Origin of the sequence: Streptomyces prunicolor NBRC 13075 (genome assembly GCF_000367365.1) — a bacterium.
GTDB classification, from domain to species: Bacteria; Actinomycetota; Actinomycetes; order Streptomycetales; family Streptomycetaceae; genus Streptomyces; species Streptomyces prunicolor.
Genome location: NZ_BARF01000078.1, coordinates 35,196 through 52,369 on the forward strand (window position 1 = coordinate 35,196; position 17,174 = coordinate 52,369).

19 protein-coding genes and 1 pseudogene are annotated in these 17,174 nt (G+C 69.3%); 10 read left to right on the top strand and 10 right to left on the bottom strand.

Features of this window, described 5'->3' with window-relative positions; translation table 11 throughout:
• Nucleotides 1-4: 4 nt before the first annotated feature.
• Complete coding sequence (locus tag SPR02S_RS33135; RefSeq protein ID WP_019061332.1) at nucleotides 5-1,561, bottom strand: integrin alpha; 1,557 nt, start codon at nucleotides 1,559-1,561, stop codon at nucleotides 5-7.
• A gap of 245 nt (nucleotides 1,562-1,806) precedes the next feature.
• Between SPR02S_RS33135 and SPR02S_RS33140 the strand changes: the two genes are divergently transcribed.
• From SPR02S_RS33140 to SPR02S_RS33150, 3 genes are all read left to right on the top strand, one after another.
• Nucleotides 1,807-3,741 (top strand): glycosyltransferase family 2 protein, encoded by a 1,935-nt coding sequence (locus SPR02S_RS33140; protein ID WP_019061333.1) that lies wholly within the window; start codon nucleotides 1,807-1,809, stop codon nucleotides 3,739-3,741.
• A gap of 106 nt (nucleotides 3,742-3,847) precedes the next feature.
• A complete protein-coding gene (locus SPR02S_RS33145; RefSeq protein WP_019061334.1) occupies nucleotides 3,848-4,396 on the top strand; it encodes a SigE family RNA polymerase sigma factor in 549 nt (182 codons plus the stop codon).
• Nucleotides 4,393-5,094 carry a SecDF P1 head subdomain-containing protein gene (locus SPR02S_RS33150; RefSeq protein ID WP_026151082.1) on the top strand — a complete coding sequence of 234 codons (702 nt, stop codon included), beginning with the start codon at nucleotides 4,393-4,395 and terminating at the stop codon, nucleotides 5,092-5,094. The genes SPR02S_RS33145 and SPR02S_RS33150 overlap by 4 nt, the downstream gene beginning before the upstream one ends.
• Before the next feature lie 60 nt (nucleotides 5,095-5,154).
• Here SPR02S_RS33150 and SPR02S_RS60690 read toward each other — a convergent pair.
• Nucleotides 5,155-5,531, bottom strand: a pseudogene (locus SPR02S_RS60690) (ATP-binding protein); the annotation flags it as partial.
• Between the two features lie 122 nt (nucleotides 5,532-5,653).
• On the opposite strand from SPR02S_RS60690, the gene SPR02S_RS33155 reads away from it, so the two are divergent.
• Genes SPR02S_RS33155 through SPR02S_RS33165 form a run of 3 tightly spaced genes read left to right on the top strand, consistent with a single transcriptional unit; the run spans nucleotide 5,654 to nucleotide 6,958 of the window.
• Nucleotides 5,654-6,466, top strand: a complete 813-nt coding sequence (locus SPR02S_RS33155) for a helix-turn-helix domain-containing protein (protein ID WP_026151083.1) — start codon at nucleotides 5,654-5,656, stop codon at nucleotides 6,464-6,466.
• Nucleotides 6,463-6,711 (top strand): DUF397 domain-containing protein, encoded by a 249-nt coding sequence (locus SPR02S_RS33160; RefSeq protein ID WP_019061336.1) that lies wholly within the window; start codon nucleotides 6,463-6,465, stop codon nucleotides 6,709-6,711. Before SPR02S_RS33155 ends, SPR02S_RS33160 begins: the two co-directional genes overlap by 4 nt.
• Before the next feature lie 7 nt (nucleotides 6,712-6,718).
• Nucleotides 6,719-6,958: a DUF397 domain-containing protein gene (locus SPR02S_RS33165; protein WP_019061337.1), complete on the top strand. Its 240-nt coding sequence runs from the start codon at nucleotides 6,719-6,721 to the stop codon at nucleotides 6,956-6,958.
• 79 nt (nucleotides 6,959-7,037) lie between these two features.
• On the opposite strand, the gene SPR02S_RS63370 is transcribed toward SPR02S_RS33165, so the two are convergent.
• Nucleotides 7,038-7,211, bottom strand: coding sequence for a hypothetical protein (locus SPR02S_RS63370; RefSeq protein WP_019061338.1), 174 nt, complete (start codon nucleotides 7,209-7,211; stop codon nucleotides 7,038-7,040).
• 75 nt (nucleotides 7,212-7,286) lie between these two features.
• On the opposite strand from SPR02S_RS63370, the gene SPR02S_RS33175 reads away from it, so the two are divergent.
• From SPR02S_RS33175 to SPR02S_RS33185, 3 genes are all read left to right on the top strand, one after another.
• Nucleotides 7,287-8,189, top strand: coding sequence for a DUF4253 domain-containing protein (locus SPR02S_RS33175; protein ID WP_019061339.1), 903 nt, complete (start codon nucleotides 7,287-7,289; stop codon nucleotides 8,187-8,189).
• A gap of 184 nt (nucleotides 8,190-8,373) precedes the next feature.
• Nucleotides 8,374-9,093 carry an SDR family oxidoreductase gene (locus SPR02S_RS33180; RefSeq protein WP_019061340.1) on the top strand — a complete coding sequence of 240 codons (720 nt, stop codon included), beginning with the start codon at nucleotides 8,374-8,376 and terminating at the stop codon, nucleotides 9,091-9,093.
• A 75-nt stretch (nucleotides 9,094-9,168) separates the two neighbouring features.
• Nucleotides 9,169-9,948, top strand: coding sequence for an SDR family oxidoreductase (locus tag SPR02S_RS33185; protein WP_019061341.1), 780 nt, complete (start codon nucleotides 9,169-9,171; stop codon nucleotides 9,946-9,948).
• Here SPR02S_RS33185 and SPR02S_RS63375 read toward each other — a convergent pair whose 3' ends face one another.
• The 4 genes from SPR02S_RS63375 to SPR02S_RS33205 all read right to left on the bottom strand — a co-directional run bounded on the left by SPR02S_RS63375 (nucleotide 9,949) and on the right by SPR02S_RS33205 (nucleotide 13,927).
• Nucleotides 9,949-11,094, bottom strand: coding sequence for an FAD-dependent monooxygenase family protein (locus SPR02S_RS63375; protein ID WP_019061342.1), 1,146 nt, complete (start codon nucleotides 11,092-11,094; stop codon nucleotides 9,949-9,951). It abuts the gene before it with no gap.
• Complete coding sequence (locus tag SPR02S_RS65100) at nucleotides 11,078-11,557, bottom strand: FAD/NAD(P)-binding protein (protein ID WP_019061343.1); 480 nt, start codon at nucleotides 11,555-11,557, stop codon at nucleotides 11,078-11,080. Before SPR02S_RS65100 ends, SPR02S_RS63375 begins: the two co-directional genes overlap by 17 nt.
• A 157-nt stretch (nucleotides 11,558-11,714) precedes the next feature.
• Entirely contained in the window at nucleotides 11,715-12,947 is a 1,233-nt protein-coding gene (locus SPR02S_RS33200; RefSeq protein WP_019061344.1) for an aminotransferase-like domain-containing protein, read from the bottom strand.
• A gap of 77 nt (nucleotides 12,948-13,024) precedes the next feature.
• Entirely contained in the window at nucleotides 13,025-13,927 is a 903-nt protein-coding gene (locus tag SPR02S_RS33205; RefSeq protein WP_026151084.1) for an SAM-dependent methyltransferase, read from the bottom strand.
• 291 nt (nucleotides 13,928-14,218) lie between these two features.
• Here SPR02S_RS33205 and SPR02S_RS64085 point away from each other — a divergent pair, with 291 nt between their 5' ends.
• The gene (locus tag SPR02S_RS64085; protein WP_019061346.1) at nucleotides 14,219-14,389 is read left to right on the top strand and encodes a hypothetical protein; all 171 of its coding nucleotides are present in this window, start codon (nucleotides 14,219-14,221) and stop codon (nucleotides 14,387-14,389) included.
• A gap of 26 nt (nucleotides 14,390-14,415) precedes the next feature.
• Here the strand turns inward: SPR02S_RS64085 and SPR02S_RS33215 are convergent, their stop codons facing one another.
• The 3 genes from SPR02S_RS33215 to SPR02S_RS56805 all read right to left on the bottom strand — a co-directional run bounded on the left by SPR02S_RS33215 (nucleotide 14,416) and on the right by SPR02S_RS56805 (nucleotide 16,962).
• On the bottom strand, nucleotides 14,416-14,781 hold the full coding sequence (locus SPR02S_RS33215; protein ID WP_019061347.1) for a DUF805 domain-containing protein: 366 nt from the start codon (nucleotides 14,779-14,781) through the stop codon (nucleotides 14,416-14,418).
• A gap of 255 nt (nucleotides 14,782-15,036) precedes the next feature.
• On the bottom strand, nucleotides 15,037-16,029 hold the full coding sequence (hemB, locus tag SPR02S_RS33220) for a porphobilinogen synthase (protein ID WP_019061348.1): 993 nt from the start codon (nucleotides 16,027-16,029) through the stop codon (nucleotides 15,037-15,039).
• Nucleotides 16,030-16,107: 78 nt separating this feature from the next.
• The gene (locus tag SPR02S_RS56805) at nucleotides 16,108-16,962 is read right to left on the bottom strand and encodes an SEL1-like repeat protein (protein WP_019061349.1); all 855 of its coding nucleotides are present in this window, start codon (nucleotides 16,960-16,962) and stop codon (nucleotides 16,108-16,110) included.
• Nucleotides 16,963-17,174 lie beyond the last annotated feature (212 nt).

A 17,174-nucleotide genomic window follows, 5' to 3' on the forward strand; every position in this document is an offset into this window, starting at 1 on the left:
CCGCTCATCGGATCGCTCCGAGTGCCGCGCCCGCGTCGGGCAGTCCGCCCGCGCCGGGCTGGTAGGTGGTGGTGCCGACGCTCGTGGTGCCGTCGACGTCCGTCCAGCGCGTGACGTAGAGGACGCCCTTCGACGTGCCCGAGGCCTTGCTGAACGGCACGCCCACATAGAGGTTGGTGTTGCCCGCCCCGAGTGCGATGCCCGTGTAGTCCCGGGCCGTCGCGGTGCCGGGCAGCCCCGAGCCGCGGGTCAGTTCCTTGTCGGCAGCGCCGATGGCCGTGTCGAGCGGCCGGAAGATGTGCACGGCGCCCGCGTCCTTGACCGTGGCCGTGTCCTTGCCGGGCTCGCCGACGGCGAGGCGAACGTTGGCCGAGACGGTCACGACGGTGCTGTCGGTGTTGGCGATCGCCACCCGCTGGCCCATGAAGTCGCCGGCGGCCGCGTCGCCCTCGGCGTCCGTCGCGTTGCCGTCCGCCGCCGCGACCTGGGTGTAGGCGCCGGACGGCTGGACGCGTACGACCAGCATCCCGCCCGCGTCCGCCAGCGTCCCGACGTCCTCGCCCGGCATCCCGATGGCGAGCAGCACATCGGAGTTGTACGTCTGGTCGCTCGGCCGGTAGCCGGTCATGGAGACCGAGCTGCCGAAGCCGTCGCCCGCCTCCGCCGCGCCGGAGATCCCGGTGCTGTTCTGGTCCAGGCCCAGAAGTGGCGTGGGCATGCCACTTGAGAGAGTGTGACTGAAGACCGCCACCCCGCCGGCGAACTCCGCGGTGCCGATGGCCTCCCCGGGGCTGCCGACCGCGAAGTAGCGGTTGGTACCGGCCAGCGAGTAGCCGAACTTGTCGTTCGTCTCGACCTCGCCGGGCACCCCCGGATCCTTCTCGGTCACGCCGATCGTGGTGGTGCCCTGGCGGTACTCGATGGAGCCCGCGTCCGCATAGGTGGTGCTGCCCACCGGGACGTTCTCACCGGGGACCCCGATGACCAGGTACGGCGTGCCGCTCGCGTTCGCGCCCGCCTTGATGGCGAAGCCGAACCAGTCGTACGCCTCTGTGGTGCTGTTCGCGTTGAAGACGGCCTGGCTGTATCCGTCGATCACGGAGCCCGCGCCGATACCGGTGGCGGAGCCGTGGACGACGTAGACCGCCCCGGCGTCGACGAGATTGACGCCGCCCTTCACGACGTCCTCGAACGGCGTGCCCACCACCAGGTCGGTGCAGCCGTCGCCGTCGGCGTCGTACGTGTCGTAGGCGGATCCGAAGCCGTCACCCGCCTCCGGTGTCGCGGGCATTCCGGTGGTGGCCTGGGATATCTCGGACACCCCCTTGCCGCCCCCGAGGACCACGCGCACGAGCCCGGCCTTCTGGGCTCCGTTCACCGTGGCGTCCGGGTCCGCGAGCACCGTGTCGGTCACGCCGTCGCCGTTGAAGTCGTTCGATGTCCCCGCCGTGCACGTGGCAGCCACCGCCGGTGGCGATGCCAGTGTCACGACCCCCATAGCGGCCAGGCACAGACCGGCCAGACCGGCCAGCCCCCCGGCCAGATGCGTGCGAGTACGCACACCCCACCCCTCGTTAGCCTTCCGGGTAAGGCCAGGTAAGGCCACCCTGTGAATGACGTAAGAGGAGACTAAATACGAGTTAAATAAAGCCCGTCAAGGACATTCCGGAAACCGGCTGTACATAGCAATAACACAGAGTGTGACCATCTTCACCTCCGGGGTGAAAAGCCACACCCCTCACATCTCACGGCAAGCCAGTAAGCCGACAGTTCACCGGGCCTTCACCGGAAGGTAGGCTCCGTGGAATGCCGAGAGTCAAGGTCAGCGTGATCGTTCCCGTGTACAACACCGGGAAGTACGTCGACGAGTGCGCGCCGTCGCTGCTGGGGCAGAGCCTGCCGGCCGACGAGTACGAGGTCATCTACGTCGACGACGGTTCGACCGACGACACCCTCAGCCGCCTGGAGAAGATCGCCGCCGGCGCTCCGAACGTCCAGGTGCACACCCAGCCCAACTCCGGCTGGCCCGGCGCTCCCCGCAACCTCGGCATGAAGCACGCCAAGGGCGAGTACATCCAGTTCGTCGACCACGACGACACGCTCGGGCCCGAGGCCCTGGAGCGGCTGTACGAGCACGCGAAGCGCAACGACGCGGACGTGGTCCTCGGCAAGATGTCCAGCACGATGGTGCGGCCCCGGCGGCTGTTCCGGCACACGGTGGACGCCTGCACGATCGAGAACGACGAGCTGACGCAGAGCATGTCGCCGCACAAGATGTTCCGGCGCGCGTTCGTCGAGGAACACGGGCTGCGATTCCCCGAAGGGCCCTGGATTCTGGAGGATCTCGCCTTCGTCAGCGCCGCATATCTCAAGGCCGAGCGCATTTCGATTCTCGCCGACTATCCCGTCTATTACTGGATGAAGCGGGACGACGGCGGCAACAACACCCAGCACCGTTTCAATCCGAAGCACGGTTTCTGGCCAAACACCCGCACGATCGTCCGCCAGATCAAGGACGGTACGCCCGCGTCCGACGACATCGACGCACTCCAGAACCGGCTCCTCCACCGCCTCTACCACGTGGAGATCCTCTCCCGGACCCGCGAACCCGAGATCCTCCGCGAGGACCCGGCGGAGCAGCGGCAGCGTTTCGAGGCGGCGCGGGAAGTGGCGCGCGAGGAGTTCCCCGCAGCCGTACGAGAGGGTCTGCCTGCGGTGTCCCGGCTGCGGGCGGAGTTGCTGGAGGCCGGTGACTTCGACGGCGCCGTGACCCTCGCCGAACGCATCCGCGAGGTCAAGCCCCGCAGCCAGGTGAGCGACCTGCGCTGGGCGGACGGCCGCCTGATCGCCGACGTCACGCTGGACCTCCTGCGCGGCGACGGCGAGCCCCTCGTCCTCGTCGAGCGGGACGGAAAGCAGTACCTGGACCCGGAGTTGCTCGACGGCGTGCCGGGCACCGAGGACGGCTGGGAGGTCCCCGATCCCTTCCGGCTCGCGTACGCGGAGCTGGTGGTGAAGGACCGGGACCGCGAGGACTGGTGGTACCCGGAGGGCGACCTGGAGGTACGGCTGAAGCCTCTCGGGGACGGCCGTTCGCAGGTGATCGCCTCCGGGCAACTGGCCCTGGACCCCGAGCGGTTGGCGGGTGGCCAGCCGCTGGAGCGCGGCGTGCACGACGTGTGGGCGTACGTCCAACTGCTGGGCGTGGACCGGATGGTGCGCGTGACCGGCGCCGACAGCACCAACACCCCGGCCGCGACCCCGGCGTCGACCGGCGGCCGCCTCGCGCTGCCGTACTGGACGATCAAGGGCCAGCTCGCCCTCGACCTCGACCAGCGCCAGCGCAAGCTGGGCCCGGACACGGCCACGGCAGCCGCGACCAACTCCGAGCGCCACGAGGGCAGTTCACTCCCCCTGCCGTACGTGGCGGCGGCGCCGGACGCCACCCCGGTCCGCGTGAAGGTCACCGTGGCGACGCTCGGGGTGACCGCCGAGCTGCTCCCCACTCCTGACACCACCACGGCCCAACTCCGCCTCCCCGCCCGCCTGAAGCTCCCCTCCGGCCGCCACCCGGTCACCCTCCCGAAGACGTCCGGCCCGCTCGCGTACGCGGTCGTCCGCGACGGCACGGTGCTACGGCTGGAGGGTCCGGCGTACGAGGCCGGGAGCGGGCGGCGGTTGCTCGACTCAGTGGGGGACAACCGTCAAGTGCTGCGGGTGCGGCGGAAGTTGGGTCTCTGACGGTCCGTGCGAGAAGCCCGGCGGCGTCGTGGTCGAGAAAGTCTGGCCGGCAGGGCAGTAGAACCCCCTTCCATACCCGTCTTTACGGGGGAACGAGGGAGGGCGCTTGAACGCCGACGAGGAACGTGAGTTCCGCGAGTTCGTGGCGGCGCGGTCGAGATCGCTGCTGCACACGGCCTATTTGCTGACCGGGGACTGGGAGCAGGGCCGCGACCTGCTCCAGACCGCACTCGCGTCCACCGCCCGGCGCTGGTCGCGGCTGCGCGACCGGCAGCAGCCGGAGACCTATGTGCGCCGGGCGTTGTACCACGCCCATGTGGACCGCTTCCGGCTGCTCAGTTGGGGAAAGGAGACGGTCACCGACAAGCTGCCGGACTCGTCCGCGCAGGCCGCCGACTGGGCCGACACCGTGGTCCAGCGGCAGGACATCATGGCCGCGCTGCGGCGGCTGCCCAAGCGCCAGCGCGCGGTGATCGTGCTGCGGTACTTCGAGGATCGGCCCGACCAGGAGATCGCCGCGATCCTGGGCATCGCCCAGGGGACGGTCCGCAGCCAGACCCACAAGGCCCTCGCCACCCTGCGCGCCGCCTTCGCCGAGGCGGAGCGGTCGGCCACCACGTCCGCCCCCGCCTCCGGAAGGGGCGTCATCGCATGAACCACTCGACCGAACACCCGCTCCGTGAAACGTCGTTGCACGATGCCTTGCACACCCACGTCCTGGAGAACGACATCGACGCCACCGGTCCCTGGCTGGTCGGCCTGGCCGACGACGCGTTGCGGGTCGCCCGGCGGCGGCAGCGGCTGGCCCGCGCCGCCGCCTTCGTCGCCGTGGTCGCCGCCGGCGCGGTCGCCGTCGGCTCGCCCCAGCACGCGCACGTGGTTCGGCCCGCCGCAGGGGGCACGGGGAACACCGGGAAAGTGGCCCTGCTCTCCATCCTGCCGGTCACCTCGTCCACGGAGGCCGCCTGCACCCGCGGCAGCGGCGGCTACACCGTGCCCGCGAGCGCGACCCACCCGGCGTTCTGCATCCAAGCCGACCGGGCCAGGGGCATGACCGACGTCCGGGTCACCTCCGCGAAGGCCGGCAAAAGCACGACCGGCGGCACCTGGCAGGTCGAGGTGACCCTCGGTTCCACCGACCGGACCCGTTTCGCCGCCCTCACCGGCTCCATCGCCGGGGCCCCGTCCCCGCGCAACGAATTCGCCATCGTCATCGACGGCAAGCTCTGGGGCAACCCCAGCGTGGCCTCCTCGCTCACCGGCGGGCGTCTCGAAATCGTCGGGGCCTTCGTCGGGGACCTCACCAGCGCCACCGCCCACGACCTGGCCCTCCGGCTGGATACCGGTAGCTGACCCGCACCCACTGCGACCTCTGCTGACAGCCGGCTGCTCTTCGCGCCCCACCGGGCACTCGAACTCGGCCCACACCACCTTGCCGAAGTCCCGTTCCCGCACGCCCCACTTGTCGGAGAGGGCCTCTACGAGCAGCAGGCCGCGCCCGCCCTCGTCGGTGCCTCCGGGGTGTGCGTCGACGCGCGGCACACCGCCCCCGCTGTCATGCACCTCGGCATGCAGCACCCGCCCGTCGCACCGCAGCAGCAACCGGAACTGACGCCCGGTGGCACCCCGTGCACCAGCGCGTTGGTCGCCAACTCGCTGACGCACAGCAGCACATCGGCGCCGCGCTCGGTCCCGTCGAGTCCCCAGGCGGCCAGAAACGCGTGAGCGAAATCCCTGGCGGCGGGAACGGACCGGCGTTCGCGCCGGAAGAACTTCTCACTCAGGTTCACGGGACAAGAGTTGCGTAGCGTCACTACCGTTGACAGGGCGTGAGCCCTGGATGCCTTTTTGTACGGGCGGAGTACGGGTTCATGCGGGGTCCGAAACGGGTGGATGTGGGGAGCACCACAGAATGAACTCCAAGAAGAACCGCTCGGCGATGCGGCTACTGGGCTCACAGGTGAAAGCGGCCCGCAGGGCCGCCGGGTTGACACAACGCCAGCTCGCCGAGCGGGCGCTGGTCGACGAGGAGACGATCGCGTCGGTCGAGCAGGGCAGGCGGCGGCTGATGCCCTCGCTCGCGAAGACGCTGGACAGGATCCTCGACACGAAGGGGACGTTGGAAGCGGGGGTAGACAATCTGCCGGAGATCGACCAATTCCCGCTCTACGCCGAGGAGTACATGCGGCAGGAGCGCGAGGCCATCTCCCTGTCCTGGTACGACAACGCGGTCGTTCCGGGGTTGCTCCAGACCGAGGCATACGCCCGCGCGCTGCTGAGCAGTCGCCTTCCGGCGTACGACGAGGACGAGTTGGAGACGAAGGTTGCGGGCCGTATCAGCCGCCAGGAGATCTTGCAGCGCAAGACTCCGCCGACGATGAGCTTCGTCGTCTGGGAGCCCGCGCTGCTGTGGCCCAACGGAGGCCACGAGACGCACCGCACCCAACTGCACGCTCTACGCGAGTACTCCGAACTCCCGGGCCTGTCCTTTCAGATCCTCCCGCTGAATCGGACTTCTCACGCAGGAGACGCGGGCCCCTTCATCCTCCTGGAGACGCCCGATCACCAGCACCTCGCCTACGCAGAGTCCACACGTGGCAGCCAGTGGGTCTCCGACCCGGATGAGGTGTCAAACCTGACGCGTAAATATGCAATGCTGCGGACGCAGGCACTCACCATCGAGGACTCACGAAGCCTGCTGGACCGTCTGCTAGGAGATCAATGAGCACCGGACTTCAGTGGTTCAAGTCGAGCTACAGCAACAGCGAAGGCGGCGCCTGCCTCGAAGTCGCTTACACCTGGCGCAAGTCCAGCTACAGCGGCGACGAGGGCGGCCAGTGCGTCGAGGTCGCCGCCTGCCCCCACACCATCCACATCCGCGACTCCAAAAACCCCGAAGCCAGCGGCCCCACCCTCACGGTCTCACCCACCGCATGGACCGCGTTCACAACACACTCGGCAGCCTCCTAGGAGACCAATGAGCACCGGACTTCAGTGGTTCAAGTCGAGCTACAGCGGCAGCGAAGGCGGCCAATGCCTCGAAGTCGCCTACACCTGGCGCAAGTCCAGCTACAGCAGCGACGAGGGCGGCGCCTGCGTCGAGGTCGCCACCTGCCCCCACACCATCCACATCCGCGACTCCAAGAACCCGGACGGCAGCGGGCCGACGCTCCAACTCGGCCCCGCAGCCTGGGCGGCGTTCACCGCCCCCCAGTAGGTGGCCCCAGAAGTGTGACACTCCGCGCCAAAGTGTCACACTTTCTCCAGTAGCCCCCTCCGGCAGGCCTCGGCCGACATCAGTCTCCGGTCAGGTGCAGGTAGGAACTCTCCGTGATCGCGACCTTGGAGAGTTCGATCACCTGGTTCACCACGGGTGTTCGCCGGTCATCAGGTACCGCCTCCAACTCCTCGACCAAGCGCATGAGTTGGACACGGTTGAAGGCGTTGTCCCCGTATGTCCCGAGCCCCATGTCCCTCGATGCTCCCCGCGCTCGCCCGACTGCTCGGCGCCCCGATTGTCAGTGCCCGCCTCTACAGTTTCCGGCATGGCGACCCTTCCCAACCCGCTGCCGACACTGGCGGCAGACCCGAGCGGCAGCTCGCTCGGGCTTGAACTCCCTGCCGGGAGACTGATCGACGTGACCGCCGAAGGCCCGGCGGACGAACCGCTGTTGTGGTGTGCGGACGAGCCGACGAAGCCCGGAGGCTGGGCCTCGGTCCAGCCCGCGCGCCGGGCCGCCGGGCTGCTCCCCGTGCTGTTGGAGGGGGACGGCGGCGAGGTAGGCAGGCCCGACGAATGGCAGTTGCTGCCCGACGAGGCGTCGTACCCCGGTGACCACGACGCCGAAGAGGTCCTGGAGGAGTTCTGGGCGGAGTACGCGGCGGACGAACCCGCCCCGGACGCGGACCACCCCGGCGGGGAAGCCGTCGCCGAGGCGGTCGTGGAGAACTTCGACGAGCAGGCGACGTCCGACGAGACGATCGCGCCGTACGGTCCCGAATGGCCGGGGCTCGCGCCCGCCGCCCAGCAGACACCGACCGCCGACCCGGACGCCCACGCCACCGAGATCGCCGACTCCCTTGTGGAAACCGGCACTTGGTTCAAGGAACCGCGCCTCGCGCTGGTACCGGCCCGCCGCAGCGCGGACATACCCGCGGCGATCGGATGGACCGGCGCGATCAACTACGAGGGGGACGTGGCTCGGCTCTGTGCCGTCCTGCGCTCCTGGGAGGACCGCTTCGGCATCCGGGTCGTGGCCCTCGCCCGGGACCACTTGACGGTGTCGGTGGCGGCCCCGCCCACGACACAGGAAGAGGCCGAGGCGATCGCCGCCGAGCACTTCGCCTTCTGCCCCGACAACATCACCGGGGGCGACTACAACACGCTGCGCGGGTACGCCCAGCACCAGGTGCTTGGCCAGCGGACGTGGTCCTTCTGGTGGGACTGACCCGGGACCCGGCCGGGCTGACGGGGCTGGCGGGGCCGACGGGGCCGACCTGAGGCCGTCGACGCACGCCGAGTGGTGGTGGTCAGCCGCGCGGAGTACGTTCGAAAAGGCTGCGCACGGTGCGGTGGAGTACGGCGACCGGGCGGTCCGCAGCCTTTCGAACGCCCTGCGGGAGAGGTGTCCCATGAAGATCGACGGGTCCGTCGCCTTCGTCACAGGTGCCAACCGAGGGCTCGGGGAGCAGTTCGTACGGGCCCTTTTCGAGGCCGGTGCGGCCAAGGTCTACGCGGGCGCCCGCGACCCCGCGAAGGTCACGGTGCCGGACGCCGTCCCGGTGGCCGTCGACATCACGGACCACGAGGCGGTACGGGCGGCCGCCGCGCGGGCCCAGGACGTGACGCTCCTCATCAACAACGCCGGGTCCACCACCCGTGCCGGCATCCTCACGTCCGAACTCGACTCGTTCCGGACGGAGTTCGAGACCCATGTGGTCGGCACGCTGGCCATGAGCAGAGCCTTCGCCCCCGTCCTCGCGCGCAACGGCGGCGGCGCCCTGGTCAACGTCCTCTCCGTGCTGTCCTGGGTGTCGATCCCCGTCAGCGCCGGATACGCCGCGGCCAAGTCCGCCGAGTGGTCGGTGACCAACGCCCTGCGCGTCGCCCTCGCGGAACAGGGCACGCAGGTCACCGCGCTGCATGTCAGCTACCTGGCGACGGACATGGCCGCGAACGTGCCCGGCCCGAAAGCGGATCCCGGCGACGTCGCCCGGGCTGCACTCGACGGCGTGGCGGCCGGACGCCACGAGGTGCTCGCCGACGCGGTCAGCCGGCAGGTCCAGGCCGCACTGCCCGGGGGACCGGACGCGCTGTATCCACAACTGCGCGGTGGGCGATCGCTGGTCTGACGCACCCCGTCGCCGGTCCGAAGCAGCACGGGAGACACAGCACGGGAGACACCGCCCATCGGAGGCGAGGCACTGATGACCGGAAGCGAGCCGAACCAACCCGAACACCGACGTCAACACCAGGACCAGGCACAGGACTTGGCCGGCCAGACCGTCGTCGTGATCGGCGCGAGCTCCGGAATGGGACTCGAAACCGCGCGTCAGGTCCGGGCCGCGGGCGGGCAGGTGATCATGGTCGCCCGTGATCCGGAGCGGCTGGAGCGAGCGGCCGCGGACATCCTGCCGCTGAGCACCGCGACCCTCGACGCCACGGACACGGACCGGCTCCAGCGGTTCTTCGGCGAACTGCCCCACCCGGTCGACCACGTCATATCGACAGCGGGCGGCCCGCTGTACGCACCCCTGGCCGACCTGGACCTCGCGGAGACCGGCCGGCACTTCGGCGAACGCCTCGCCATGACACTGGGCATCGCCAAGTACAGCCGGGGCAGGGTCCGGGACGCGGGAACGCTGCTGTTCATCGGCGGTACGGGCGGTCGCCGCCCCGGCATCGGCAGGTCCGTCACCGCCGCGATGACCGCCGCCCTTCCCGCCCTCACCGCGAACCTGGCCCTCGAACTCGCGCCGATCCGGGTGAACCTCATCGCCGCCGGATTCGTCGACACCCCCTTGTCGGCCTCGCTCCTGGGCGACCGGATCGAGGCACGACGTGAAGAACTCCGCGCCTCGCTCCCCATCCGCCGGGTCGTCGGCCCACAGGACGTCGCCGCCCTGGCCGTACACATCATGCGCAACGAAGCGCTGACGGGCGCGACGTACGACATCGACGGCGGCCAGCAACTGCTGCCTCAGTGATCACTGCCGCGTCGCCGGCTCCAACGCCTCCACCGCCGCTGCCGCAGCCGTCGAGTCCTGGCCGTAGAAGATGTCGATGTCGACCTCCTCGCCGCCCATCGTCAGGGTGTCCCACGCGCCGCTGAGGACGAGCATGCGCAGGGTCCGCGGCTCCAGCGTCCGGAGCCTCTCCAGGATCGCCTCGTCGTCCGGCATGCCCGCCAGCCGGGGCGCGAGCCGGTCGCGGATGGCCGCCATGCGCGCCAGCAGGGTGGCCGTGTCCGCCTCGCGGTCGGGCTCCTCCGCGATGCCGTCGATGCCGTCGATGCCGTCGATGCCGTCGATGCCGTCGATGCCGTGGTCGATGATGTCCTTGATGGCCCAGGTGACGCCCTGGTCGTCGGTGGTGACCATGGCCTTCCAGGCGCGGCTCTTGTGCCGGTACTGGAGCATCGACATGGCCGCTTCGTGCCGTAGGAAGTCCGCGTCCCGGAAGGGGCGGCCGTTCCAGGCGCTGTTGAGGGAGCGGGCCAGCGAAATCGCCGACGCCAGGCCGCTGTTGAGGCCCCGGCCCGGCCAGAAGTGGATCGAGTTGGCCGCGTCGCCGAGCAGGAAGCCGTAGGTACCGGGCGAGTTGACGGTCGGGGGGAGCAACTCGGCGGAGAAGCGCGGGCGTTGCACCATGTCCAGCCGGAAACTGGTGACCGCGCTCAGGTCCTGGTCCGAGACGTCGAAGAGCCGTAGCCCCTCGTGCACACGCTTCCACAAGGGCGATCCCTTGATGAGCGCGGGCAGGAACAGCGTGCCGTGGGTGGAGCACTGGAAGTCGCCGTGCTCGTCGCGGTTCATCAGACACGGGCGGGAGGCGATGCACTCCTCGAAGACCCGGCGGACCGGGTCGATGCCGATGACCTCCCCCAACTCCGCGTCGGTCAGCCGCATGTTGAGGAAGCCCTCGCCGCGCAACGAGTCGAGCAGGAACCGGTTCTGAGCGACCGTCAGCAGGATCGCCATCGGGTCGGGCAGCTCCGACTTCACCCGCAACCCGAGGACCACGTCCCGCAGATGGACCCCGTCGAGGGAGTAGATCGACTCGTCGGCCTTGCCGAACCGCGCCGCGAAGTGCTCCCGCGTCCGCGAACGGCCGCCGTCACAGATGGCGAGCACATGCTGCGAGGCGAGTTCGTCGCGCTGTTCCGCCGGGTCGAACTTGGGCCGGGATGAGCCGTATTCGGTCCCGCTTCTCGTTCGCCGGCTCCAGCAGCTTGTCCTCGATGTAGGCGATCCGCATGTTGCGCGGGTGGTGGTCGCCGATCGAGTCCGGGCCCGACGGCCACATCTCGGTGAAGTGCTCGGGGTCGAAGAGCCGCTCCTGCACGTACTGCGGCCACGCCAGGTACTGCCGGCTCTGCACGGTCACCACCTGCTGGCGCCGCACATTGCCTTCCTCCTGGCTCTTCCACACGACCCTGCGGCCGTCCTTGCGCCACCGGCCCTCGAAGACGGTGATCTTCACCTGGGCCCCGAGGAAGTGCTCAAGCAGCCGAGCCATGGACAGCCCGACCGGACCGCCGCCCACGACGGTGACCCGCAGCAGGGAACCCTCCTCGCTCTCCTCCGGATGGGTCACGGAGCGGGGCAGTTGAGCGCCATGAGGATGCGCTCTCCCGCCGGCAGACCCTCACGTCCGACGAGCACCGGTGCCATCGCATTTCCTCCCCAGGTTCAACTCGGCGCGTTTCCAAGGGGATTCACCGATCCAAGGACCTTCGGCCACCAAAAGCGCCCTACCCGGAGATGGAGTCCCTCAGCCCTTCCCTCAGTCCCTCCCCCAGCCTCCTGAGCCCCTCCCGGATCTCCCCCGGCGTCTGCGTCACGAAGCAGAGCCGCATCGTCGATCGCTCGGGCTCCCCGGCGTAGAAGGGCGCCCCCGGCACGTAGGCCACGTCCTGCCGCACGACCCGCGCCAGCAGTTGTGTCGTGTCGTACGACTCCGGAAGCCGCGCCCACAGGAACATGCCGCCCTCGGGCCGCTCCCAACTGGACTCCTCGGGAAGGGCGTTGGCAAGCCCTTCCAGCATGGCGTCCCGCCGCTCCCGGTACACACCGGCCACCCGCGTCACATGCGCGTCGAGGTCGTTGTCCGCCAAGTACCGCGCGGCGGCGAGCTGGTTGACGGTCGGGGTGTGCAGGTCGGCGGCCTGTTTGGCGACGACACAGGCCCGCAGCAGGTCCGCCGGCGCGCGCAGCCACCCGAGCCGCAATGCGGGGGCCATCACCTTGGAGAAGGAACCGAGCAGCACCGTACGGTCCGCCGCCCCCTCCTGCGCCGCGATCCACGACAACCGCGCGCCCTCGAAGCGGAGTTCGCCGTACGGATCGTCCTCCACGATCCACAGCCCGCGCCGCGCGGCGACCGCGGCGACGGCGGCCCGGCGGTCGGCGGGCAGGGTGCGGCCGGTGGGGTTCTGGAAGGTAGGCACGGTGTAGAGCAGCTTGGGCCGCTCCCGCACGACGAGTTCGTCCAGCGCCTCCGGGTCCAGCCCGTCACAGTCGCCGGGCACACCGACCACCCGCGCACCGGCGAACGCGAACACCTGAAGTGCCGCCAGATAACAGGGACTTTCGACGAGGACGACGTCCCCCGGCTCCAGCAGCGCGGTCGCGAGCAGCGAGAGCGCCTGCTGCGAACCGGTGGTGACGAGGAGGTCGTCGGGTCCGGTGGGCAGCCCGCGCGCCGAGGTCCGCGCGGCGAGCGCCTCCCGCAGCCCCGGCTCGCCCTCGGTCGTCGCGTACTGGAGCGCCCGCGCGGGCGTCTCGGTGAGCACCGCCTGGTACGCGGCGGCGATACCGGCCGTGTCGAAGAGTTCGGGGGCCGGCAGCCCGCCCGCGAAGTTGATCACCTCGGGGCGGGCGGTGACGGCGAGGATGTCCCGCACCGGCGAACCCCCGATCGCACGGGCGCGCGCGGCGAGCGGCGGCACGGCAGCGGGGACAGGGGCGGGCTCGATGACGGTCATGCCGGACAGCCTAGGAATGCAGGTGCCGCCTACAAGCAGGTTTCCGCGATCCGGACACGCGCCCGCCCCGACCGGGCTCAGGCCTTCTTGCCGGTCGCCCCATAGACGTTGATGTCGTCGTCCGTCACATCATTGATGTTCCGATAGGTGATCTTCTCGATGTCGTCGAGACTCTCGAAGTACGCCTGCTCCACCACCGGCGGCGCGGGCGCCGGACCCGGGTGCCACTGGTGGGCCGGGACCACACCGGGCTCGTCCAGGGTGATGCCCGGGGTCTCGGTGAAGAACCGCTCGACCTCGTCCTTGGTACGGAACACGAAGGTGAACCCCCGCTCCGTGTACGTCCGTTGGACCGCACGGGTCGGGATCGGATGCATCTCGTCGGTGAGATGGCTGAGCACCAGATGGCTCCCGGACGGCAGCACATCCACCAGCTCACGCACCAACGGGTACGCCTCCTCGGCCTCGACGAAGTGCAGGATCGCCACCAGCAGCAGGGCGACCGGCTCGTTGAAGTCGAGGGTCTTGGAGGCCTGTTCGAGGATGTCGGCCGGGCGGCGCAGGTCGGCGTCGATGTAGTCGGTACGCCCCTCGGGGCTGCTGGTGAGCAGGGCGCGGGCGTGCGCGAGGACCACCGGGTCGTTGTCGACGTAGACGATCCGCGACTCGGGCTCGATGCCCTGGGCGATCTGGTGCACGTTCTCCGCGGTGGGCAGCCCGGTGCCGATGTCGAGGAACTGGCGCACCCCGTGCTCCTGCGACAGCCGGGTGACGGCCCGGCGCATGAAGTCCCGGTTGTGCCGTACGTCGAGATAGCCGCGCGGGTTGGCGGCGAGCGCGGCGGCGGCGGCCTCGCGGTCGACGGGGTAGTTGTCCTTGCCGCCGAGGAAGACGTCGTAGACACGGGCCGGGTGGGCCTTGGTGGTGTCGATCCTCCTTCTCAGCTCGGCGGGGTCTTGGCTGAGGGCGTCACCGGGCATGCGCGTCTCCCAGAAGAGGTCGGTCATTCAAAGGACAACCGGAGCAATGCTCATCAAGAGCAGTGGTCAACAACCTAACTCCCGCCGGGACTTGATGGTGCCCAGTCCGCGGGACCGGCGCCCGGTCCCCTTCCCACGTCCCACGACGTGCCCGCGCGGACCGACATCCCCCCAGGTCAGCGCAGTCGGGACGGCCCCGGCGTCCCGAATCCGGCGACAGCCGTAGACCCCGCCCCACCCGACCACTCAAGCTGCACCCGATGACGCGCTCCGCTTCCACGGGAGGAACCCATGCCGCCCCGCACCACCTGCCCCCGCCCCCGCACCCGTGCCCGCGTCCTGGCCGTCGCCACGACCGTGCTCACCGCGGCGCTGCTGCTCTCGGGGTGCAAGGACGGCATGGGCGTACGCGACGAGGGCCCGTCGGGCGTGACCCCCACCTCTACGGGGTCGACGCCCTGACGGGCCCTGGATACGCGCGCGCGTGATCAGACGTGTGCCGGGATCCCGCCGACTTCCTTCGGGTTCGGGCCGTACGCGTTGGCGCCGGGGGCGCTGTCCAGGCAGGTGAAGACCAGCAGCGTGATGCCGCCGACGAACGGCACGAGGCCGATGAGCAGCCACCAGCCGGAACGGCCCGTGTCGTGCAGGCGGCGGATGCTGACACCCAGGCCGGGCAGCAGGATCGCGAGGTAGAAGAGGCCCACGAGGAGCGGGAACTTGATCGCGAAGCCGATGCCCCCCACGACAATCGCGATGATGGCCGCGAACAGGCCGAACATCCAGTACTCCTTGCGGCGCGCGCGCCCGCTGAATACCGCGTACTTCTTCAACGCCTCGATGAAATAGCTCATGGTGTCCCCCAGGGATCGACGTCCAGACCATCCAGAACGGATCAGGCCAGGCGCAGAAGGTAAGGACACTGATGCGCACGCGTCAAATCCACATAAGTGCCGGACACAGAAGGCCAATTGGGGCCACATCCCCCCACACCGACCGTCGTTTTCGGGCCAAACCCCACTACCGCCCCGAACCGAGATCGCCCCGAAGCCGGAACGACTTCGAAGCGTTGCCTATTGACGGGCGTTCAGCGGGGCGGGCTCCGGCGATCAGCGCAGCTTCTGCGCCGCCTCCACCGCCCAGTACGTGAGGATGTTCTGCGCCCCGGCCCGCTTGATACCGGTGAGCGCCTCGAAGATCGCCTTGTCCCGGTCGATCCAGCCCTTCTCGGCGGCGGCCTCGATCATCGAGTACTCGCCGGAGATCTGATAGGCGGCGACGGGCACGTCCGAGACCTCGGCGACCTTGGCCAGGATGTCGAGGTAGGGCCCCGCCGGCTTGACCATCACCATGTCGGCACCCTCCTCCAGGTCGAGCGCCAACTCCCGCATGGACTCCCGCGCGTTGGCCGGGTCCTGCTGGTACGTCTTGCGGTCCCCGGTGAGCGAGGAACCCACGGCCTCACGGAACGGCCCGAAGAACGCGGACGCGTACTTGACGGTGTAGGCGAGGATCGCCACATCCTCCCGCCCGATCTGATCGAGCGCGTCCCGGATGACCCCGATCTGCCCGTCCATCATCCCGCTGGGCCCGACGACATGAGCACCGGCATCGGCCTGCACCTGAGCCATCTCGGCATACCGCTCAAGGGTCGCGTCATTGTCCACACGCCCAAGCTCATCCAGCACGCCACAGTGCCCATGATCAGTGGTCTCATCAAGACAAAGATCAGACATGACGAGCAACTCGTCCCCGACCTCGGCCCGCACATCCCGCAGCGCGACCTGCAGAATCCCATCGGGATCGGTCCCAGGAGTCCCCAGGGCGTCCTTCTTGGACTCCTCCGGCACCCCAAAAAGCATGATCCCGGAAATCCCGGCCGCAACGGCTTCAGCAGCAGCCTTCTTCAAACTGTCCCGAGTGTGCTGCACGACCCCGGGCATGGCAGAGATCGGCACCGGCTCACTGATCCCCTCGCGCACAAAGGCGGGAAGGATGAAGTCGGCAGGATGCAACCGCGTCTCGGCAACCATGCGCCGCATCACGGGGGAGGTCCGCAACCGCCGGGGCCGCGAGCCGGGAAAGGATCCGTACGTCGTCATGGCTTCTACGCTACGCCCGCCTCAGGGACACCTTTGCCGACGGTGAGTCGGCGAACATCTCAGCCACTTTCCGGAGTTTCATCCCTTTTTCTTCCCTCTCTTGGTGAGGACCTGCAACGCGTGCCGCGCAGACGCGTTCCCCAGATCGGCGGCTTGGCGGAACAGCTCAAGGGCCTCGTCCATGCGGTCCAGACCGACAAGAAGGCGGCCCAGGGCGTACATGCCGCCGGCGTTCCCCGCATCGGCCGCTTTACGGAACCACTCCTCGGCCTCCGCCAAGCGCTGCTGCCCCTCGTACATCACCCCCAGGTTCACCGCCGCACCGCTGAATCCCGCAGCATGGGAGCGCGCGTAGAGCTCGGCGGCCCGCTCGGTGTCACCCGCTTGCCCGGCCAGATCGCCCAGGAAACCGAGCGCCCCGGGATGCTCCTGCTCCGCCGCCCGGCGCAGGATCTCCTCGGCTTCCGGCCGGCGGCCACGGCCGAGCCACAGACCGGCCAGGGACACGTCCGCATCGAGGTGCCCCTGCTTCGCCGCCTGCTCGAAGTAGCGCTCGGCGAGCGGGAGTTCACCTGTCTTCTGATACTGGAGCCCGAGGTTGTACTGCGACGGCGCGTGCCCGAGCGTGGCCGCCTTGCGGTACCACTGCACCGCCTCGTCGGCCTCCTTGCGATTCCCGTCGTCGAGCTGCACCGCGAGACCGTGCATGGCACCGGCGTCTCCCGCGGCGGCGGCCTGGCGGAACCACAGGATCGCCTTGTCCCGGACGCCGAGATCGACATAGACGAGCGCAAGGTTGTACTGAGCGTTCACACTGCCCGACTCCGCCGACCGGAGATAGGCGTCACGCGCTTCCTCCAGCCGCCCCCGCTCGGCGAGAACGACCCCCCGCTTGAACCACTTCCGCCCGCTGAACCACCCGCGTCCACCCATGACGTCCCCCACTCTCACCCCACGGATCAAGGGACACAGAATGGCACAAGCGTACGAACCCGCGAAAGAACACACAGCGGGCGATGCGGCGGAAACACCGGTCAACGAAATCCAGCCCGCGCGGCGCCTTACCAACACGGGCCGCAATCCCTCAGCCCGCCCGTGCGGCGCCTTACCAACACAGGCCGCCAAAATCAGCCCGTCCGGCGTTT

What these genes read in the sequence shown, in the direction of transcription:
- SPR02S_RS63370 (WP_019061338.1), bottom strand. Translation starts at nt 7,211, where the DNA reads ATGGGGCTCGGGACATACGGGGACAACGCCTTCAACCGTGTCCAACTC.
- SPR02S_RS33155 (WP_026151083.1), top strand. Translation starts at nt 5,654, where the DNA reads ATGAACTCCAAGAAGAACCGCTCGGCGATGCGGCTACTGGGCTCACAG.
- SPR02S_RS33180 (WP_019061340.1), top strand. Translation starts at nt 8,374, where the DNA reads ATGAAGATCGACGGGTCCGTCGCCTTCGTCACAGGTGCCAACCGAGGG.
- SPR02S_RS33160 (WP_019061336.1), top strand. Translation starts at nt 6,463, where the DNA reads ATGAGCACCGGACTTCAGTGGTTCAAGTCGAGCTACAGCAACAGCGAA.
- SPR02S_RS33205 (WP_026151084.1), bottom strand. Translation starts at nt 13,927, where the DNA reads ATGCCCGGTGACGCCCTCAGCCAAGACCCCGCCGAGCTGAGAAGGAGG.
- SPR02S_RS56805 (WP_019061349.1), bottom strand. Translation starts at nt 16,962, where the DNA reads ATGGGTGGACGCGGGTGGTTCAGCGGGCGGAAGTGGTTCAAGCGGGGG.
- hemB (WP_019061348.1), bottom strand. Translation starts at nt 16,029, where the DNA reads ATGACGACGTACGGATCCTTTCCCGGCTCGCGGCCCCGGCGGTTGCGG.
- SPR02S_RS33150 (WP_026151082.1), top strand. Translation starts at nt 4,393, where the DNA reads ATGAACCACTCGACCGAACACCCGCTCCGTGAAACGTCGTTGCACGAT.
- SPR02S_RS33140 (WP_019061333.1), top strand. Translation starts at nt 1,807, where the DNA reads ATGCCGAGAGTCAAGGTCAGCGTGATCGTTCCCGTGTACAACACCGGG.
- SPR02S_RS64085 (WP_019061346.1), top strand. Translation starts at nt 14,219, where the DNA reads ATGCCGCCCCGCACCACCTGCCCCCGCCCCCGCACCCGTGCCCGCGTC.
- SPR02S_RS33175 (WP_019061339.1), top strand. Translation starts at nt 7,287, where the DNA reads ATGGCGACCCTTCCCAACCCGCTGCCGACACTGGCGGCAGACCCGAGC.
- SPR02S_RS33165 (WP_019061337.1), top strand. Translation starts at nt 6,719, where the DNA reads ATGAGCACCGGACTTCAGTGGTTCAAGTCGAGCTACAGCGGCAGCGAA.
- SPR02S_RS33185 (WP_019061341.1), top strand. Translation starts at nt 9,169, where the DNA reads ATGACCGGAAGCGAGCCGAACCAACCCGAACACCGACGTCAACACCAG.
- SPR02S_RS33200 (WP_019061344.1), bottom strand. Translation starts at nt 12,947, where the DNA reads ATGACCGTCATCGAGCCCGCCCCTGTCCCCGCTGCCGTGCCGCCGCTC.
- SPR02S_RS33215 (WP_019061347.1), bottom strand. Translation starts at nt 14,781, where the DNA reads ATGAGCTATTTCATCGAGGCGTTGAAGAAGTACGCGGTATTCAGCGGG.